This is a genomic window from Streptomyces mirabilis (assembly GCF_018310535.1).
GTDB lineage: Bacteria > Actinomycetota > Actinomycetes > Streptomycetales > Streptomycetaceae > Streptomyces.
Map to the genome: position 1 here is coordinate 9,056,738 of NZ_CP074102.1, position 19,244 is coordinate 9,075,981.

Below are 19,244 nucleotides of genomic sequence, written 5' to 3' on the forward strand. Positions count from 1 at the left end.
TCAGGAGGAAACCGGCGAAACCACGGCCGGTGACTCGCTACCGGTGCCGTCCGCCTCCTGCTGGGCGAACTGCTTGCGGTACAGGCTCGCGTACCGGCCACCGGCGGCGAGCAGCTCGTCGTGCGTACCGCTTTCGCGGATCCGGCCCGCCTCGATGACCAGGATCTGATCGGCCTCACGGATGGTGGACAGCCGATGGGCGATCACCAGTGAGGTACGGCCCGTCAGTGCGGACTTGAGCGCACGCTGGATTGCCGCCTCCGACTCGGAGTCCAGATGCGCAGTGGCCTCGTCCAGCACCACGATCGGCGGGGACTTGAGCAGCAGCCGGGCGAGGGCGATCCGCTGCTTCTCACCTCCTGACAGTCGGTGGCCGCGGTCGCCCACCATGGTGTCGAGCCCGTCGGGCAGGGACGCGACGGTGTCCCAGATCCGGGCCGCCTCGCAGGCCTCGACCAGCTCATGCTCGGTGGCGTCCGGTCGCGCGTACGCCAGGTTGGCCCTGATCGTGTCGTGGAACAGGTGCGCGTCCTGGGTGACGACGCCGACCGCGTCGCGCACCGCGCCGAGGGTCAGATCGGGCAGGTCGTGCCCGCCGATCCGCACGGCACCCGAGTCGGGGTCGTAGAGTCGGCACACCAGCTGGGTGATGGTGGTCTTTCCGGCGCCGGAGAGACCCACCAGCGCGGTCAGTCGCCCGGCGGGGGCCCGGAAGGACACATCCTCGAGCACCCACGCGTCCTGACTGCTCTCGGCTGAAGGCAGTGCGATGGACTCCAGGGAGGCCAGCGACACCTCCTCGGCCGAGGGATACCGGAAGGACACCTGGTCGAACTCGATGTCCGGCGCCGCGGCGCCGGCCCCGGCGGCGGGCAGCGCGTGGGCGTCGGGCCGTTCTGCGATGAGCGGCTCCAGGTCCAGCACCTCGAAGACCCGGTCGAAGCTGACCAGCGCCGTCATCACGTTGATCTGGATGCTCGACAGCTGGTTGACCGGCCCGTACAGCCGTAGCAGAAGGGTCACCATGGCGACCAGGGTGCCGATCCGGAACGCCCCGTCGACTGCGAGGGCCCCGCCGAGCCCGTACACCAGCGCGGTGGTCAGCGCGGTCAGCAGGGAGGCGATAATGGTGAACATCCGCGCGTACACCACGGCCACGACGGCGATGTCACGCACCCGGGCCGCCCGGTGTGCGAACGTCTCGGACTCCTCCTCGGGCCGCCCGTAGAGCTTGGTCAGCATCGCCCCCGACACATTGAACCGCTCGTTCATCATCGAGCCCATCTCGGCGTCGAGCTGCATCATCTGCCGGGTGAGCCGCTGCAGCCGGCCGCCGATCAGCTTGGCCGGCAGCAGGAAGACCGGGATCACCACCAGCGATGCCAGGGCGATCTGCCAGGACAGATAGAACATCGCGCCCAGCACGAGCACCACCGTCAGAACGGTGGAGACGGTCTGGGACAGCAGGGTCGTCACCGCCTGCTGCGCGCCCACGACATCGGTGTTGAGCCGGCTGACCAGCGCGCCCGTCTGCGTACGCGTGAAGAAGGCGAGCGGTTGCCGCTGCACATGGTCGAACACCTTCGTGCGCAGGTCGTAGACGATTCCCTCGCCGACACGGCCCGAGCACCAGGTCTGGGCGTAAATGGCCAGCGTGTCGACCAGGGCGAGCGCGGCGATGGACAACGACAGGGCCACCACGACGTGCAGGCGCCGGGGCAGGATGCCGTCGTCGACGACCGCCTTCAGGATCAGCGGGCTGGCGGCGGTGATGACCGCGTCCAGCACCGTGGCGAACATCAGCAGCGTCAACTGCCCCCGGTAGCGCAGCGCATACGGGATGATCCGTTTCAGGGTGCCCGGGCTCACCCGCTGACGCGTGATCGACTCATCCAGACGCAGCCGCCAGGGCCCCATGCTGGGACCGCCCATCGTGGCCAAGGTCATCCTCCTTGCTCTCGTGACGTTCCGCGATGGGCCGGCGCACCCGCGGCGGCACGGTCAGTGCCGGTCCAGGAACTCGGTGATGGCCGCATTGACCGCGTCCGGCTGTTCCAGGTGTCCCAGATGGCCGCAGCGCGGGATCTCTACGTAGTCACAGTCCGGGATGGCCTCGGCCACCTCGGCGGCCAGATGCGGCGGAGTGACGAGGTCGTCGGCGAACGCGATCACACGGCACGGGGCGGTGACACCCCGCAGCGCGGCCCGCCGGTCCACGGAGGTGTCGATCCACGCCTGACCGCTGGCCGGCCGCTGTTTGGCATGGGACAGCTCGAACACCGAGAGCCAGGTGGAGACCGCCTTGTCGTCATTGAGGGTCGCCGGTGACAGCATCTGAAGCACCGTCATGCCGGCCTCGAACTCGGCCGGCACCCGGACACCACTCTCCAGCAGCGCGATGTCCGCCGCCGCCTGGGCACGCCGGGCCGCGTCCGACCGCGCCTTGGTGGCGATCAGCACCGCGCTGCGCACGAGCTGCGGGTGGTCGATCGCCAACTCCTGGGCGATCAGCGCACCCATGGAGAGACCCACGATCCGGCACGGTGCCAGATCCAGGGCTTCGATCAGCCCCCTGGTATCCGCCACCATATCGGCCAGAGAGTACTTCCCCGGGGGCACGTCCGACGGCGAGATGCCGCGGTTGTCGAAGACGACCGTGCCGTATCCCGCCCGGTGCAGCGCCGGTGTCTGGTGCATGGTCCACACGTGTCCGGCCGCACCCGAGCCCATGACCAGGAGAACATTCTCTCCCCGGCCGGAGCGCTCGTAGGCCAGCCGGACACCGTTCGCATTCACGTAGGGCATGGGGTGCCCGTCACCAGCGCCATTCGCGCTTGTTGAACAGGTGCTCGGCGGTGATGCCGCGGTCACCGCACCAGCCGAGGAACTCCTCGATCTGCTTGAGCTGGTACGTGTCCTCGTTGTAGGTCGTCGCCATGACGTGGCCCTGCCAGCTCTCCTCGCCCATGGCGTAGATGTAACCGGCGTCCGCGCCCAGCTCGGTCATGATCGCTCCGGCCTGCGCGGCGTTGGACCCCGACAGCTTGCGCGAGCTGCTCATCTTCTTGGGCACCGGGCGCGTGAGCAGGCCCCGGTAGAGCCAAGTCAGGGAGGCGCCGTCGCACTCCATGCCGAGGAACGCCATGTCGGCCTTGCCCAGGTGGCCGCGGATGTACCGGTAGAGCACCGGGTCGATCCCCGAGGAGTCCGCGCCGACAAACACGTTCTTGCCGGCCAGCTCGACCCAGAACGTCGACTTGCCGCGGATGTCCAGGTCGGCGTGCTCGCCGAGGAACGGCGTGGCCACGACCTTGCCGCCGGGGAACGGCACCTCGTCGAAGTCGTCTACCTCGATGACGGGCAGTCCCAGATGGGACAGGTACAGCCCCATGGACGGGTCCGGCAGATTGCCGCGCGAGGACCGAGGGACCACGACGGCACCCACCCGGCCACGCAGTTGCAGCAGTGTCTCCAGCACGATGTGGTCCTGGTGCCCATGGGTGATCAGGACAAGGTCGATGTGGTCCGGCAGATCGTCGAGGGTGTACCGGTCACCGTGCCGGTTGTCGGTGCTGATGAACGGGTCCGTGACAATGGCGGCCTCGGCCGTCTGCAGCACCAGGCAGGCATGGCCGAAGTAGCGCACGCGGCCGCCGGCGTCGATGTGTCGGTCGGGCGACAGGCTGGGCTGCGGCGCCAGCAGCCGGTCCAGCTGTACGGCCTGCGCGTCGTCCAGCCCGAGGGCCTCACGCAGCCGGGCCGCGCTCGTCGGCTGGACCCTGGCCTTGACCAGCTCCTCCAGCCCTGGATCCCGGAACGCCAGCGGAAGCTCCAGCACGTCGGGGGAGGGCAGCCGCGGCGTGCTCAGAATGAACGGCCGCTCCACCCCGTCGTCCAGCGAGAGCTGCACCGACTGGCGCCGCTCGTCATAGGCCGCGCTCCGGTAGACGAGCGGCTCCAGGAAGTGGAGCGACGCCTGGTTGCTGGTGTCGTACGCCAGCTCCACCAGGCCGTTCAGAGCGGCCGGCAGCTTCGGGTACAGCGGTGTGAGGTCGTAGCCGATCGCATTCTGCCGGACCAGCTCCTCGGCCTCCGCGATGGCCGCGGCGAACTCCAGCATGCCGGCCCGGTCCCGCTTGATCGAGTCGAGCAGCTCGGCCACCTCGGCACCGCGGGACTCCTCGACCCCGACGAAGTAGCCCCCGCGCAGCTCCGGGTTGGTGCTCGCGGCGATATGCACCTGAGGTGACTGGAGGTACGACTCGAGCAGGGGCACCTGAACAGACGCCAGGTTCATCGACGCCTGGACGGGCGCGACGGTGTGCAGCCACGCGTAGAACCGGTCGACCAGCGGTTCGAGAACGACATTCGAGCGGAGAAACCTCGGCTCGCCGCTTTCGCTCATGGACTTCCCTTCATCGTGGAAATGCTCTGGCTTTGCGGGACATTCGCGGCACACTTGCCGGGAAAGGCGGTCACGCGAATGTCGCAATGAAAAAGGTGGCTGACGCCACCGACAGCAGACCCGCCCGAATCGACGGCGTAGACGTGGCCACTATTGCATCGGGCCACAGCCCGGACCAGACCCGCCCGGATGCCGTTCAACCGGTGCCGACGACGCACTTGAACAGCCGCTGCGGACAGGGCCGTTCAGGCGATGACCAGCCCGGTAAGGCATTGCTGCGTCGCGCGGCGCTGAGCCATAGTGGTCATCGACGCCACGCCGGGATGTCTTCCGAACTCACCACCGGACACCGGCGCGTCACGGCCAGGTGGTGGACGGGCCGCCCGGCAGTTCGCGGATTCCTCGTCCATGCCCACTTCCTCAAGGGTCCGGCGCAGCCATGCGCCGGCGCCCCCGTGCCAGCGATGCGACGCACTTCATCGAAGCGAGAAAGGACGACGTGGTGACGAACCCCTTCGAAAACCCCGACGCCAACTACCTGGTCCTCGTCAACGACGAGGGGCAGCACTCGCTCTGGCCCGTTTTCGCGGACGTTCCCGATGGCTGGCAGGCGGTGTTCGGAGAAGCCGGACGCCAGGAATGCCTCGACTACATCGAGAAGTCCTGGACCGACATGCGGCCCAAGAGCCTGATCGAGGCGATGAACAAGAAGTAGGCCACACCGGGGGCCGGCGCCCCCTCCCGGCCGCACCGCTCCCGGAGGACACGCGGCGACAGGTGCCGCCTCCGGGCCACCGCGACGGCACGGACGGCAGATCCATGGAGACAGAGCCATGACGTTGAACCTCACCGGCCACCGCAGCGTGGGCGACGCGTTCGCCGAGCGCGCCGTCGCCCACCCGGACAGAACCGCGCTGACCGTCTACCGCGGATCCTCCGCCACGGATCACGAGACACTCACCTTCGCCGAACTCCACCGGCGCGCCAGGTGGCACGCCGCCGCACTCGGTGCCCGTCTCTCCCCCGGGGACCGCGTCCTTCTCGCGCTCCCCACCTGCACCGAGTTCGTCGAGTACTACCTGGCCTGCCTGATGGCCGGGCTGGTCGCCGTACCGGTTCCGGTGGCGGCCGGCTCCGCCAACGCCGTGGAACGCACCGTCGCCATCACCCGGGACTGCACCCCGAGCCTCGCCATCACCACCGGCACCGAGCGGGACGAACTCGCCCAGCGGCTCGGCGACCACGACCTCGGCGACATCCCCGCCGAACCGGCCGAACCGGCCGCACCGGCCCGACCCGGCGACCCCGTCCCCGGCTCCGACCACATCCGGCCGCCGGACCAGGACACCCTGGCCGTCCTGCAGTACAGCTCCGGGTCCACCGGCGACCCCAAGGGTGTGATGCTCGGGCACGGCCACATCCTCGCCAACGTCGAGGCGTTCGCGGCGGGCGGCGGCGTCGGCCCCGACGACGTCTTCGCCAGCTGGCTGCCGCTGCACCACGACATGGGACTCTTCGGCCAGCTCAGCACCGCACTGCTGCTCGGAGCCCCCATCGTCCTGATGCCGCCGTCCGACTTCGTCAGAAGGCCCGTCGAATGGTTCCGCATGCTGGACCGCTACGGCGCCACGGTCACGGCCGCCCCGAACTTCGCCTTCGACCTGTGCCGGCGGCTCATCACGGACGAACGGCTCGAGGGCCTCGATCTCTCCCGCGTGCGGGTCGTCTTCAACGGCTCCGAGCCGATCCACGTACCCATCATGACCGCCTTCACCAAGCGGTTCGCCGCGGCCGGCCTGCACTCCGATGTCGTCTCACCCGCCTACGGCCTGGCCGAGGCGACGGTCTACGTGTCCACGAACCGGGCCGGCACCCCGACCACCGTGATGGTCGCCGACCCGCGTCACCTCGAGGCCACCGAGCACCCCGAACTCCGCCCGACATCCGGCGGCACGGGCACGGAGATCGTCGGTGTCGGCCATCCCAGCTCCCTCGAACTGCGCATCGTCGACCCGCACAACCGCCGTGAACTGCGCGGCAACGCCATCGGTGAGATCTGGCTGCGCGGATCGAGCGTCGGCCACGGCGTCTGGAACCGGCCGGAGGCCACAGCGGAAGTGTTCCAGGCCCGCCTCGCCGACGACGAAACGGACGCCACCAGCACCGGCTGGCTGCGCACCGGCGACCTGGGCGCCTACATCGACGGAGAACTCTTCGTCACCGGCCGCATCAAAGAGATGCTCATCGTCCGCGGCCGCAACCTTTTCCCCCAGGACCTGGAACACCAGGCCCGCGAAGCCGACCCCGGCCTCGCCGGCCTCGTCGGCGCGGCCTTCTCGGTCGCGGCGCCCGAGGAACGGATCGTCCTGGTGCACGAGGTCAGCCCGAAGACCGCGGCCCAGGAACTGCCGGCAGTCGCCGCGGCCGTCACCCGGCACCTGTCGTCCGTCTTCGCCATCCCGGTGCGCAATGTCGTCCTCGTACGGCGTGGCACGGTGCGTCGCACGACCAGTGGCAAGATCCAGCGCACTGCCATGCGGGAGGGGTTCCTCACCGGCCGGCTCGCCGCCGTGCTCCACGCCGAAGTCGAACCCGCGCTACGCCACCTCGTCACCGGCGGTGCCGCGTGAGCCTTCCGCCGACCGCCGGATCGGAGGCGGCGCTCGACGCGGCCCTGGGAGATCCCGAGGAGACGGCCCGCCTGGCCGCGCAACGGGACCTCGCCGAGGCGTTTCCCGCCGAACTATGCGCGCGGCTCGACGCCTTCGGACTGCCCGCCCACTATGTGCCCACGGAATGGGGCGGGGCCCTCGACGACCATGAACGCCTGCTGAGGCTGTGGCGCACGGTCGCCCGCCGTGACCTCAGTGCCGCGGTGGCCCACGGCAAGACGTACCTGGGCGCGGCCTCCGTTTGGGTCGCGGGCAACGCGGAACAGGCGACCAGAACCGCCGCCACCGTACTCTCCGGCACGCCCGTCGCCTGGGCGCTTTCCGAGCCGGAACACGGCGCCGACCTGCTGAACGGCTCCCTCACCGCCACCAGGCACGGCGACGGCTACCGGCTCGACGGCGCCAAGTGGCCCGTCAACAACGCTACCAGGGCCGGGTACCTCACCCTGCTGGCCTGCACCGGAGCCCCGGGCACCGCTCGCGGCCACAGCCTCTTCCTCGTCGACAAGACGGACCTCGCCCCGGGCACCTGGCGGGCCCTGCCCAAGGTGCCCACCCACGGCATCCGCGGCATCGACATCTCCGGCATCGGATTCGACGGCGCCCGGCTGGCCGACGCCACCCGCATCGGCCCCGAGGGGTCCGGACTGGAAACCGTGCTGCGCGCGCTCCAGCTCACCCGCACGCTGTGCGCCACGCTCTCCCTCGGCGCCGGAGAACACGGCCTGCGCCTCGCCGCCCGGTTCACCGCCACCCGGATCATCCAGCGGCAGCCGCTGATCGACCGGCCGCACCCCCGGTCGATCCTCACCCGCTGCGCAGCCCTGCTCGCCGCCACCGAGTGCGCCGCACTCCTCGGCAGCCGCTCGATCCACAGCCTCACCGGTGAGATGAGTGTCGTCTCCGCCGTGGTCAAGTCCCTCGCCCCGACCCTGGTCGACGCCGCCGTCGCGGAACTCGCCGAACTGCTCGGCGTACGCTCCTACCTCACCACCGTCCACGAGCACGGCGCCTTCCAGAAAGTCGCCCGCGACCACCAGGTCGTGGCGATCTTCGACGGAAGCACACCGGTCAACCGCTCCGCCCTCGTCCAGCAGTTCCCCCGCCTCGCCCGCCGGCTGGCCACCGGCTCCCACGACACCGACGGACTGGCCGAGGCCGCAGCCGTCGGAAAGCCACCGCGCCCACTCGACCGCACCGCGACGACTCTGCTCTCCCCACAGGGATGCAGCACCGTGCAGTCACTGCCCGCACTGGCCGAGACGATCACCCGGCACGCGCCCACCGGCCTCGCCGAACACGCCACGGCACTCCGCGACACCACCGCGGAACTCGGCCGACGCATGGCACAGGTACGACCCGCATCCCTGCCCCCCATGGCCGCCCACGAGCTGGCCGCCGCCTATGAACTCTGCTTCGCCGGAGCGGCCTGCCTGCACCTGTGGCAGGTCGGTGCGGAAGGCCACCACGGCGAACCCCTGTGGCAGGACGGCCTGTGGGCCCGGGCTGCTCTGCGCGCCCTGCGCACCCGCCTCGCCGAGGTACTGCGTACCCCGCCACCGTCCGCCGCCCCCGGCGACGAGCACATCGACGGCCCCCTGGCCCACACCGTCGCCGAGGCCGCACTGTCCGGAGCGCCCCTCACCCCCTTCGGAGCACCCATGCCCCAGCCCTTCCACCGGCCGGAGGCACACACATGACCGTCCAGGAGCTCGACGCCCTCCTCGGGGACCCGTACGCGCCCGCGAACCCGGTCGGACACAAGGCCGTCCTCGCCGCCGACGAACACCACGAGATGCTCGCCGAAGGCGAACGACTCCTCGACCAGTACAACCTGAACGCCGAATTCGTGCCCACCGCCCTCGGCGGCCGCCTCGAACGGGCCGACCGGCTCGTCGAGGTCCTCCGCGCGGTGTGGCGGCGAGATCCCTGCCTGGGCCTCGGCTACGGCTTCAGCTCCTTCATCGCCGCCGTGAACATCTGGAGCACCGGAGACCAGGACCAGACGCGCACCGCGGCACGACTGCTGCTCGACAACCACAAGATCGCCGCGGCCTTCCACGAACTCGACCACGGCAACGACTTCGCACACGCCGACTTCACCGCCCGCCCGGCCCCAGCCGGCTGGCTGCTGTCCGGGCGCAAGGAGGTCGTCACCAATCTGCGGCGGTCCAGCGCCCTCGTGCTGTTCGCCCGGACCAGCGACGCGCCCGGAAGCCGCGGCCACAGCCAGTTCTTCGTCCAGAAGGACACCCTGCCGTCCGGCCGGATGCGCGATCTGCCCCGCTTCGACACCTCCGGCATGCACGGTGTACAGCTCGGCGGTGCCGAGTTCACCGCGTGCCCGGTGCCCGACACCGCCCTGCTCGGCAAGCCCGGACAGGGAATCGAGATCGCCCTGCGGTCCTACCAGCTCACCCGTGCGACCGTCCCGGCCATCTGCGTCGGCCCTCTCGACAGCGCACTGCGCATCGTGCTCACCTTCGCCCTGGAACGCCGGCTCTACGGCGGCACCGTCGCCGACATCCCCTACGTCCGCGCCGTCATCGCCCGCGCCTACGCCGACCTCCTCGCCGTGGACGCCTACTCGGCGGCCGGGGTCAGGGCCCTCCACCTGCTGCCGGAGTCCATGGCCGTCTACGCACCGGCCGCCAAGTACCTCACGTCCCGGATCGTCATCGACGCGTTCGAGGACCTGAGATCGGTGCTGGGCGCCCAGGCCTACCTGCGAACGGGCCCGCACGCGATCTTCCAGAAGCTGGCCCGGGACATCGCGCCCGCCACCTTCGCCCATGTGTCACGAGCGGCGTGCCTGGTGACGATCCTGCCCCAACTCCCGCGACTGGCCCGCCGGTCCTGGCTGACCGACCCGCCCGCCCCGGACACCCTGTTCCAGCTCGGCGGGGACCTGCCCCCGCTGCACCTCGACCGGCTCGCCGCCGGCATGACACGCAACGACGGCATCATGGGCGCCCTCGCGGCCGCCGAACCGGACAGCGGCCCCGTCGGCCGGTTCACGGCGCACTTCCAGCAGGCCCTGCGAGCACTCCAGACCGCCTGCGCCGGACTCCGCCCCTCGGACATCACCATCGACGCCTCGCCCGAGGCGTTCGACCTGGCCGACCGCTACACCGTACTGCTGGCCGCGGCGTCCGCTCTCGCGGTCTGGCAGCAGGGCGGCGACACATACCCGGAACCGGCCCTCCTCGGCGTCCTGGACCGGCTGGCCGGCCGCCTGGGTGGTGCGCCGGTCCTCACCGGCGCCGAGCGGGAGCACGCCGAGGACCACCTGTTCCACCTGGCCGTCCAGCGCTGTCAGGACCGCAGGCTATTCGATCTGACCGCCCGGGCCATTCCGGGCTGAGAAGGGAACGCTTCCATGGCAGAGGCCGATCCGACAGCAACGTTGCGCACCCCCGCGGAGATCCAGTCCTGGGTCCTCGAGCGCGTAGCCCACTACCTCAGGGAACCCGTCGGGACCATCTCCGCCGACGCGTCCCTCGCGGACTGCGGCCTGGACTCCGTGTACGCCTTCGCTCTCTGCGGCGACATCGAGGACACCCTCGGCCTGCCCGTCGAACCCACGCTGATCTGGGACGTGGACACCATCGGCGAGCTGGTCGCGCACCTCGCCGGCCTCGCGGCGGAACAGGCCCACTGACGAGCTGACAAGGCGGATCCTGGCCGGCACTTCACATGCCGGTGAGTCGAGCGAATGAGGTAGGCAGGAAATGGTCGCGTCCGAAATACCGTCACGGGAACTGATGTCCGGTCAGCTCGGCATCTGGTACGCCCAACAGCTCTCGCCCGGCAACCCCGCCTACAACATCGGCAACTGCGTGGAGATCCATGGCGAGCTGGACGCGGACCTCCTGGTGACAGCACTGCGCCGGGCCCTGGACGAGGCCGACGCCTACCGGCTCCGCTTCCGCATCGAGGCCGACACGCCGAGGCAGTACGTCGACGACACACCCGACCACGCCGTCCAGGTCCTGGACCTCAGCACCGCCCAGGACCCCCGCGGCGCCGCCGACACATGGATGCGGGAGGAACTGGAGCACCCGGTCGACCTGACCGGCCAACCCCTCTACCGGCACGCGGTGTTGAAACTCGGTGAGAGCACCCACCTGTGGTACCAGCGCATCCACCACGTGGCCCTGGACGGAGTCAGCCTCCGGATCTTCAGCGGCCGCGTCGCGGACATCTACACGGCACTCGCCGAGGGCCGGGACCCCGCCGACGGCGCCCCTGAGTCCGTGGCGGTCCTGATGGACGCGGACCGCTCATACCGGGACTCCGCCGACTTCGGCCGCGACCGCGACTTCTGGACCGGCCTGCTCGCCGACCTGCCGGACGCCGCCGTCACCGAGAGCCGAGAAGCCGGCCCTGACACCCACCGGGCGCGGCGGATGCCCGACGCACCGGCCCGCCACCTGTCGGACGTCGGCCCTGCCGAAACCGGCGCGCTCAAAGCGGTGGCCCGACGCCTGAAGACCAGCTTCGCCGCCCTGATGATCTCGGCCGCCGCCCTCTACCACCACCGCACCACCGGAGCCGAGGACATCGTCGTCGGTGTGTCGGTGAACGGGCGCACCCGCCGGGCGGAACTCGCCATCCCCGGCATGACCTCCAACATCATGCCGATACGACTGTCGATCACGCCCACGACCACCGTCGCGGAACTGGTCCGGGAGACCGGCCGGGCCCTCCACGCCGGACTGCGGCACCAGCGTTACCAGTACAAGGACATCCTCGCGGACCTGCGGCGCGTCGGCGGAGGCGCGCTCTGCGGCCTGATCGTCAACGTCATCCCCATGGAACAGCCGCTGCGCTTCGGCGACTGCTCCGCCACCATCACCGGCCTGTCCAGCGGCCCCACGGAAGACCTGAAGATCGACGTGTACGACATCGCCCGACGTCGGACTCCAGATAGCGGTCGACGTCAACCGCGACCTGCACACACCGACCGCCGGCCAGGACATCTCACGCCGCCTGCGCACCGTCCTGAACTGGCTCACGGAAGCGGCCCCGAACGACACCGTTGCCCACGTGGACCTTCTTGATGGGGTGGAGCGTCGGTGGGTGGTTGAGGGGTGGAATGCGACGGCGGTTGGGGGTGGGGTTGGGGTTGGTTTGGTGCCGGAGTTGTTTGGGCGCAGGTGGCACGCACCCCTGGTTCCGTGGCTGTGGTGGCTGGTGGGGTGGGGGTGTCGTACGCCGAACTCGATGCGCGGGCGGGTCGTTTGGCGCGGTTGTTGATGGGTCGTGGTGTGGGGCGTGGGTCGGTGGTGGGTTTGTGTCTGCCGGGTGGGGTGGACATGGTGGTGGGGATTTTGGGGGTGTGGAAGGCGGGGGCGGCGTATTTGCCGGTGGATCCGGGGCTGTCGGCGGAGCGGGTGTCGTTCATGCTGGCGGATTGTCGGGTGTCGGTGTTGGTGGGTTGTGGTGAGGTGTTGGATGAGTTGCCGGTGGGGCGGTTGTTGACGGTTGCGGTGGATGATCCGGTGACGGTGGCGGAGTTGGGTGTGTTGCCGGGGGTGGATCCGGATGTGGGGGTGTCGGCTGGTGAGTTGGCGTATGTGATTTATACGTCGGGTTCGTCGGGGTGGCCGAAGGGTGTGGGTGTTACGCATGCTGGTCTGGCGAACTATGTGGGTTTTGTGCCGGGTGGGTTGGGTTGGGGTGTGGCGGGGAGCCGGTATGCGTTGTTGCAGCCGGTGGTGACGGATCTGGGGAACACGGTGGTGTTTGCCAGTCTGGTTTCGGGTGGTGTGTTGCATGTGCTGGATCCGGGGGCGGTGACGGATCCGGTGTGGGTGGCGGGGTATGTGGCGGAGCATCGGATTGATTTTCTTGAAGGTGGTGCCGTCGCATCTGGCTGCTCTGGGTGGTGTGGTGGGTTTGTCGGCGTTGATGCCGGCTGGTGGTGTGGTGCTGGGTGGTGAGGCGGCGTCTGCGGGTTGGGTGGGTGAGTTGCTGGAGGCTGCGGGTGGGCGGCCGGTGTTCAATCATTACGGGCCGACGGAGACCACGATTGGTGTGGTTGCCGGGCGGTTGGTTGCTGGTGCGGTGGCGGGTGGTGTGGTGGCGCTGGGTCGTCCGGTGGCCAACATGCGTACCTATGTGTTGGATGGCTTGCTGCGGCCGGTTCCGCCGGGTGTGGTGGGTGAGTTGTATGTGGCGGGGCCGCAGTTGGCGCGGGGGTATGTGCAGCGGCCGGGGTTGACGGGTGAGCGGTTTGTGGCGTGTCCGTTCGGTGGTGTGGGTGAGCGGATGTATCGCACGGGTGACCGGGTGCGGTGGACGGCGGATGGTGAGTTGGTGTTCGTCGGGCGTGCGGATGACCAGGTGAAGATCCGGGGGTATCGGATCGAGCCGGGTGAGGTGGGGGCGGTGGTGGCCGGGCATCCGGGGGTTGTGCAGGCTGTGGTGGTCGCGCGTGAGGATGTTCCGGGTGATGTCCGTCTGGTCGGCTATGTGGTCGGTGATGGTATGAACCCCGACCTGGGTGAGACGGTGCGCCGGTATGTGGCGGAGCGGTTGCCGTCCCACATGGTGCCGTCGGCCGTGGTCGAACTCGAAGCACTGCCGCTCACGCCGAACGGCAAGCTGGATCGTAGGGCTTTGCCTGCGCCGGACTTCGGTGCTGTGGCGGGGGGTGGTGGCCGTGGGCCGTCGACGCCGCAGGAGGAGTTGTTGTGTGCCGCGTTCGCCGAGGTCCTCGGGCTGGAGGGCGTCGGCGTGGACGACGACTTCTTCGAGCTGGGCGGACACTCCCTCCTCGCCGTCCGGCTGATCAGCCGGGTGCACACCCTCCTGGGCGCGGAAGTGCAGATCTGGCAACTGTTCGACACACCCACGCCGGCCGGCCTCGCCGCCGGGCTGGGGCTTGCCGAGCAAGGCCGACCGGCGCTCAGCGTCCGCCGACGCCCCGAGCGAGTGCCGTTGTCGTTCGCGCAGCGCGGGCTGTGGTTCCTGTCGCAGATCGAGGGATCCGGTGCCGCTTACAACAGTTCGCTGGCGATGCGGCTCACCGGACGACTCGACAAGAAGGCCCTGCACGCCGCGCTGCGCGATGTGATCGCACGTCATGAGGCCTTGCGGACCGTCTTCCCGACGTGGGAGGGCGAGCCTTACCAACTGGTCCTGGAGGCCGGCGAGGTCGACATCGACCTGGTGATGTGCGAGATCGATGCGGCGGAACTGGCGGAAGCCGCCGCGCGAGCGGCAGCGTACTCCTTCGACCTCGCCACGGAACCACCGGTTCGCACATGGCTGTTCACGACGGGCCCGGAAGAGTACGTGCTGGTTCTGGTCGCCCACCACATCGTCGCGGACGGCTGGTCGCTCGACCCGGTGGCGCGTGACCTGTCCGTGGCGTACGCGGCGCGACGGCACGGCCGGGCGGCGGAGTGGGAACCGCTGCCGGTGCAGTACGCGGACTTCGCACTCTGGCAGCGCGAACTGCTCGATGACGGTGACGATCCGGACAGCGTCATGGCACGGCAACTGGCCTACTGGCGACAGGCACTCAGGGGCGCTCCTGAGGAGTTGACACTGCCCACGGCCCGGCCCAGGCCGACGACGCCCAGTCACCAGGGCCACATCACCCCTCTCGAGATACCGGCCGACCTGCACCGCCGCCTGCTGGAGACGGCCCGGGAGCGGGGCGTGACCCTCTTCATGCTCCTGCACACCGCACTTGCCGTGACGCTGTCCCGGCTCGGGGCGGGTACGGACATCCCGATCGGGTCGGCGTTCGCCGGGCGTACGGATGAGGCGCTGGACGATCTGATCGGGTGTTTCGTCAACACGGTCGTGGTGCGCACCGATCTGTCGGGCGATCCGACCTTTGCGGACGTGCTGGACCGAGTCCGCAAGACCGTGCTGGGTGCCCTCGCACATCAGGATGTGCCGTTCGAGCGGCTGGTCGAGGAGCTTGCTCCGATCAGGTCTCTGGCCCGGCACCCCCTGTTCCAGGTCGTCCTGACCCTGCAGAACACAGGAGCCGCCGCGGCGGGTGGCATCTCCCAGGTACCGGACTTCCCCGGACTCGAGGTGCAGCCGCTCTCCGCCGGCCGGCCCGGAGCGAAGTTCGACCTCGACGTCGTAGTCGGCGAAGCCTTCGACGCACACGCCGCCCCCGCCGGCATCCGAGGCACCGTCACCGCTGCGGCGGACCTTTTCGATGCGGAGATGTCCGGCCGGATCGCGGCGTGTCTGGTGCGGGTTCTCACTGCGATGGCTGCTGATCAGTCCGTTGGGGTGGGTGAGGTTGACCTTCTTGATGGGGTGGAGCGTCGGTGGGTGGTTTGAGGGGTGGAATGCGACGGGTTGGGGGTGGGGTTGGGGTTGGTTTGGTGCCGGAGTTGTTTGCGGCGCAGGTGGCACGCACCCCTGGTTCCGTGGCTGTGGTGGCTGGTGGGGTGGGGGTGTCGTACGCCGAACTCGATGCGCGGGCGGGTCGTTTGGCGCGGTTGTTGATGGGTCGTGGTGTGGGGCGTGGGTCGGTGGTGGGTTTGTGTCTGCCGGGTGGGGTGGACATGGTGGTGGGGATTTTGGGGGTGTGGAAGGCGGGGGCGGCGTATTTGCCGGTGGATCCGGGGCTGTCGGCGGAGCGGGTGTCGTTCATGCTGGCGGATTGTCGGGTGTCGGTGTTGGTGGGTTGTGGTGAGGTGTTGGATGAGTTGCCGGTGGGGCGGTTGTTGACGGTTGCGGTGGATGATCCGGTGACGGTGGCGGAGTTGGGTGTGTTGCCGGGGGTGGATCCGGGTGTGGGGGTGTCGGCTGGTGAGTTGGCGTATGTGATTTATACGTCGGGTTCGTCGGGGTGGCCGAAGGGTGTGGTGTTACGCATGCTGGTCTGGCGAACTATGTGGGTTTTGTGCCGGGTGGGTTGGGTTGGGGTGTGGCGGGGAGCCGGTATGCGTTGTTGCAGCCGGTGGTGACGGATCTGGGGAACACGGTGGTGTTTGCCAGTCTGGTTTCGGGTGGTGTGTTGCATGTGCTGGATCCGGGGGCGGTGACGGATCCGGTGTGGGTGGCGGGGTATGTGGCGGAGCATCGGATTGATTTCTTGAAGGTGGTGCCGTCGCATCTGGCTGCTCTGGGTGGTGTGGTGGGTTTGTCGGCGTTGATGCCGGCTGGTGGTGTGGTGCTGGGTGGTGAGGCGGCGTCTGCGGGTTGGGTGGGTGAGTTGCTGGAGGCTGCGGGTGGGCGGCCGGTGTTCAATCATTACGGGCCGACGGAGACCACGATTGGTGTGGTTGCCGGGCGGTTGGTTGCTGGTGCGGTGGCGGGTGGTGTGGTGGCGCTGGGTCGTCCGGTGGCCAACATGCGTACCTATGTGTTGGATGGCTTGCTGCGGCCGGTTCCGCCGGGTGTGGTGGTGAGTTGTATGTGGCGGGGCCGCAGTTGGCGCGGGGGTATGTGCAGCGGCCGGGGTTGACGGGTGAGCGGTTTGTGGCGTGTCCGTTCGGTGGTGTGGGTGAGCGGATGTATCGCACGGGTGACCGGGTGCGGTGGACGGCGGATGGTGAGTTGGTGTTCGTCGGGCGTGCGGATGACCAGGTGAAGATCCGGGGGTATCGGATCGAGCCGGGTGAGGTGGGGGCGGTGGTGGCCGGGCATCCGGGGGTTGTGCAGGCTGTGGTGTCGCGCGTGAGGATGTTCCGGGTGATGTCCGTCTGGTCGGCTATGTGGTCGGTGATGGTATGAACCCCGACCTGGGTGAGACGGTGCGCCGGTATGTGGCGGAGCGGTTGCCGTCCCACATGGTGCCGTCGGCCGTGGTCGAACTCGAAGCACTGCCGCTCACGCCGAACGGCAAACTCGACCGCAAAGCCCTCCCCGCCCCCGACTACGGTGCGAAGGCCCTCGTCAGCCGGGAACCGGCCGACGAGCGAGAGAAAGCGGTGTGTGCCGCCTTCGCCGAGGTCCTCGGGCTGGAGGGCGTCGGCGTGGACGACGACTTCTTCACCCTCGGCGGACACTCCCTCCTCGCCGTCCGGCTGATCAGCCGGGTGCACACCCTCCTGGGCGTGGAGCTGCCGATCGGGGAGCTGTTCGACACACCGACACCGGCCGGCCTCGCCGCCTGGATCGCCGAGCACGCCGGCACTACCGAAAAAGCCAGGCCGGTGTTGCGGCCGATGCGCCAGCAGAAGGAGTCCTGATGATTCCCATGTCGTTCGCGCGCAGCATCGGCTGTGGTTCCTGTGGCAGGTGGAGGGATCCAGCGCCACGTACAACAGTCCGATGATTCTGCGTCTGTCCGGGCAGGTGGACCGAGACGCCCTCAACCTGGCCCTGCGGGACGTGATCGGCAGACGAGGTGCTGCGAACGGTCTATCCCGGTGGACGGTCACCCGAGCCAGCGGATCCTGGAGCCGGAGTCTCTGCTCTGGGAGCTTTCTGTCGTGCGGGTGGCCGGGCAGGAAGGGTCGACAGGGCCGGCCCAGCGGCTCATAGAGATCGACAAGCTGCCGTGGGACCAACCGGTGGTGGACCTCCCCCCATCGAGCCGGCAGCGGATCTGCCGGGCGACGAGGTGCCGTACGAGGACATGGCGGCTGCCGTGGCGCGTACGACGAGGTACGACTTCGACCTGGCCACGGAAATCCCGCTGCGAGCCTGGTTGTTCTCGGTGGCCCCGGACGAACATGTGCTGGTCGTGGTGATCCACCACATCGCCGGCGACGGATGGTCCAACGGCCCCCTGTCACGGGACCTCTCGGCGGCGTACGCGGCACGACGGGACGGCCGGGAACCGGCGTGGGAACCGCTGCCGGTGCAGTACGCGGACTATGCACTCTGGCAGCGTGAGCTGCTCGGCGACGAGGATGACCCCGACAGCCTCGCTTCGCGCCAAGTCGCCTACTGGCGTGAGAGGTTGGCCGGCGCGCCGGAGGAACTGCCACTGCCCTTCAGCCGCCCGCGTCGCTCGGAACCGTCACACCGGGGGCACATGGCAGGGGTCAGTGTGCCGGCCGAGGTGCACGCGCGCCTGGTCGAACTCGCTCGGGAACGGCGGATGACCCTGTTCATGGTGATCCAGGCCGGCCTGGCGGTGACGCTGTCCCGGCTCGGGGCGGGTACGGACATCCCGATCGGGTCGGCGTTCGCCGGGCGCAAGGACGAAGCCCTCAACGACCTCATCGGGTGTTTCGTCAACACGGTCGTGGTGCGCACCGATCTGTCGGGCGATCCGACCTTTGCGGACGTGCTGGACCGAGTCCGCAAGACCGCGCTGGGTGCCCTGGCGCACGAGGACGTGCCGTTCGAGCGACTGGTCGAGGAACTCGCCCCGGCCCGCTCCCTCTCCCGACACCCCCTGTTCCAGGTCGTCCTCACGATGCAGGACATGGCGTCGCGGTTCTCGCTGGCGGATCTGCGAGCCGACACACTGTCGATCGGGCGGCCGACGGCCAAGTTCGACCTTGATGTCATGGTGGGTGAGGTCTTCGACGACCATGGCGCTCCCGCCGGTCTGCGCGGCGTCTTCACTGCGGCGGCGGACCTTTTCGATGCGGAGATGTCCGGCCGGATCGCGGCGTGTCTGGTGCGGGTTCTCACTGCGATGGCTGCTGATCAGTCCGTTGGGGTGGGTGAGGTTGACCTTCTTGATGGGGTGGAGCGTCGGTGGGTGGTTGAGGGGTGGAATGCGACGGCGGTTGGGGGTGGGGTTGGGGTTGGTTTGGTGCCGGAGTTGTTTGCGGCGCAGGTGGCACGCACCCCTGGTTCCGTGGCTGTGGTGGCTGGTGGGGTGGGGGTGTCGTACGCCGAACTCGATGCGCGGGCGGGTCGTTTGGCGCGGTTGTTGATGGGTCGTGGTGTGGGGCGTGGGTCGGTGGTGGGTTTGTGTCTGCCGGGTGGGGTGGACATGGTGGTGGGGATTTTGGGGGTGTGGAAGGCGGGGGCGGCGTATTTGCCGGTGGATCCGGGGCTGTCGGCGGAGCGGGTGTCGTTCATGCTGGCGGATTGTCGGGTGTCGGTGTTGGTGGGTTGTGGTGAGGTGTTGGATGAGTTGCCGGTGGGGCGGTTGTTGACGGTTGCGGTGGATGATCCGGTGACGGTGGCGGAGTTGGGTGTGTTGCCGGGGGTGGATCCGGGTGTGGGGTGTCGGCTGGTGAGTTGGCGTATGTGATTTATACGTCGGGTTCGTCGGG

The 19,244-nt window shown here is 69.1% G+C and carries 14 protein-coding genes and 1 pseudogene; 12 read left to right on the plus strand and 3 right to left on the minus strand.

The features are described 5' to 3' along the window. Genes SMIR_RS40430 through SMIR_RS40440 form a run of 3 tightly spaced genes read right to left on the minus strand, consistent with a single transcriptional unit; the run spans window position 1 to window position 4,405 of the window. Window positions 1-1,947, minus strand: coding sequence for an ABC transporter ATP-binding protein (locus SMIR_RS40430; protein WP_248002703.1), 1,947 nt, complete (start codon window positions 1,945-1,947; stop codon window positions 1-3). Window positions 1,948-2,001: 54 nt separating this feature from the next. Continuing rightward, window positions 2,002-2,805, minus strand: coding sequence for an alpha/beta fold hydrolase (locus tag SMIR_RS40435; protein WP_168488196.1), 804 nt, complete (start codon window positions 2,803-2,805; stop codon window positions 2,002-2,004). A 10-nt stretch (window positions 2,806-2,815) separates the two neighbouring features. After that, window positions 2,816-4,405 (minus strand): MBL fold metallo-hydrolase, encoded by a 1,590-nt coding sequence (locus SMIR_RS40440; protein WP_168488194.1) that lies wholly within the window; start codon window positions 4,403-4,405, stop codon window positions 2,816-2,818. A gap of 502 nt (window positions 4,406-4,907) precedes the next feature. Here SMIR_RS40440 and SMIR_RS40445 point away from each other — a divergent pair. From SMIR_RS40445 to SMIR_RS40505, 12 genes and pseudogenes are all read left to right on the plus strand, one after another. Continuing rightward, window positions 4,908-5,120 (plus strand): MbtH family protein, encoded by a 213-nt coding sequence (locus SMIR_RS40445; RefSeq protein ID WP_282190283.1) that lies wholly within the window; start codon window positions 4,908-4,910, stop codon window positions 5,118-5,120. A 118-nt stretch (window positions 5,121-5,238) separates the two neighbouring features. Next, window positions 5,239-7,035, plus strand: a complete 1,797-nt coding sequence (locus SMIR_RS40450; RefSeq protein ID WP_212728224.1) for a fatty acyl-AMP ligase — start codon at window positions 5,239-5,241, stop codon at window positions 7,033-7,035. Further along, a complete protein-coding gene (locus SMIR_RS40455) occupies window positions 7,032-8,777 on the plus strand; it encodes an acyl-CoA dehydrogenase family protein (RefSeq protein ID WP_212728225.1) in 1,746 nt (581 codons plus the stop codon). Before SMIR_RS40450 ends, SMIR_RS40455 begins: the two co-directional genes overlap by 4 nt. Continuing rightward, window positions 8,774-10,441 (plus strand): acyl-CoA dehydrogenase family protein, encoded by a 1,668-nt coding sequence (locus tag SMIR_RS40460; RefSeq protein ID WP_168488186.1) that lies wholly within the window; start codon window positions 8,774-8,776, stop codon window positions 10,439-10,441. Before SMIR_RS40455 ends, SMIR_RS40460 begins: the two co-directional genes overlap by 4 nt. A 15-nt stretch (window positions 10,442-10,456) precedes the next feature. After that, a complete protein-coding gene (locus tag SMIR_RS40465; protein ID WP_168488184.1) occupies window positions 10,457-10,738 on the plus strand; it encodes an acyl carrier protein in 282 nt (93 codons plus the stop codon). Window positions 10,739-10,841: 103 nt separating this feature from the next. After that, entirely contained in the window at window positions 10,842-12,140 is a 1,299-nt protein-coding gene (locus tag SMIR_RS40470; protein WP_212728226.1) for a condensation domain-containing protein, read from the plus strand. Between the two features lie 117 nt (window positions 12,141-12,257). Further along, complete coding sequence (locus SMIR_RS44475; protein WP_212728227.1) at window positions 12,258-13,022, plus strand: AMP-binding protein; 765 nt, start codon at window positions 12,258-12,260, stop codon at window positions 13,020-13,022. Next, window positions 12,922-15,393: a condensation domain-containing protein gene (locus SMIR_RS40480; protein ID WP_212728228.1), complete on the plus strand. Its 2,472-nt coding sequence runs from the start codon at window positions 12,922-12,924 to the stop codon at window positions 15,391-15,393. Before SMIR_RS44475 ends, SMIR_RS40480 begins: the two co-directional genes overlap by 101 nt. Before the next feature lie 8 nt (window positions 15,394-15,401). Beyond that, window positions 15,402-16,525 (plus strand): annotated as a pseudogene (locus tag SMIR_RS44095) (AMP-binding protein). A gap of 35 nt (window positions 16,526-16,560) precedes the next feature. Beyond that, a complete protein-coding gene (locus SMIR_RS44740; RefSeq protein ID WP_349636924.1) occupies window positions 16,561-16,794 on the plus strand; it encodes a hypothetical protein in 234 nt (77 codons plus the stop codon). Next, window positions 16,791-17,252 carry a phosphopantetheine-binding protein gene (locus SMIR_RS40500; RefSeq protein WP_212728233.1) on the plus strand — a complete coding sequence of 154 codons (462 nt, stop codon included), beginning with the start codon at window positions 16,791-16,793 and terminating at the stop codon, window positions 17,250-17,252. The genes SMIR_RS44740 and SMIR_RS40500 overlap by 4 nt, the downstream gene beginning before the upstream one ends. 389 nt (window positions 17,253-17,641) lie before the next feature. Then, window positions 17,642-19,222, plus strand: coding sequence for a condensation domain-containing protein (locus SMIR_RS40505; RefSeq protein WP_212728234.1), 1,581 nt, complete (start codon window positions 17,642-17,644; stop codon window positions 19,220-19,222). Window positions 19,223-19,244 lie beyond the last annotated feature (22 nt).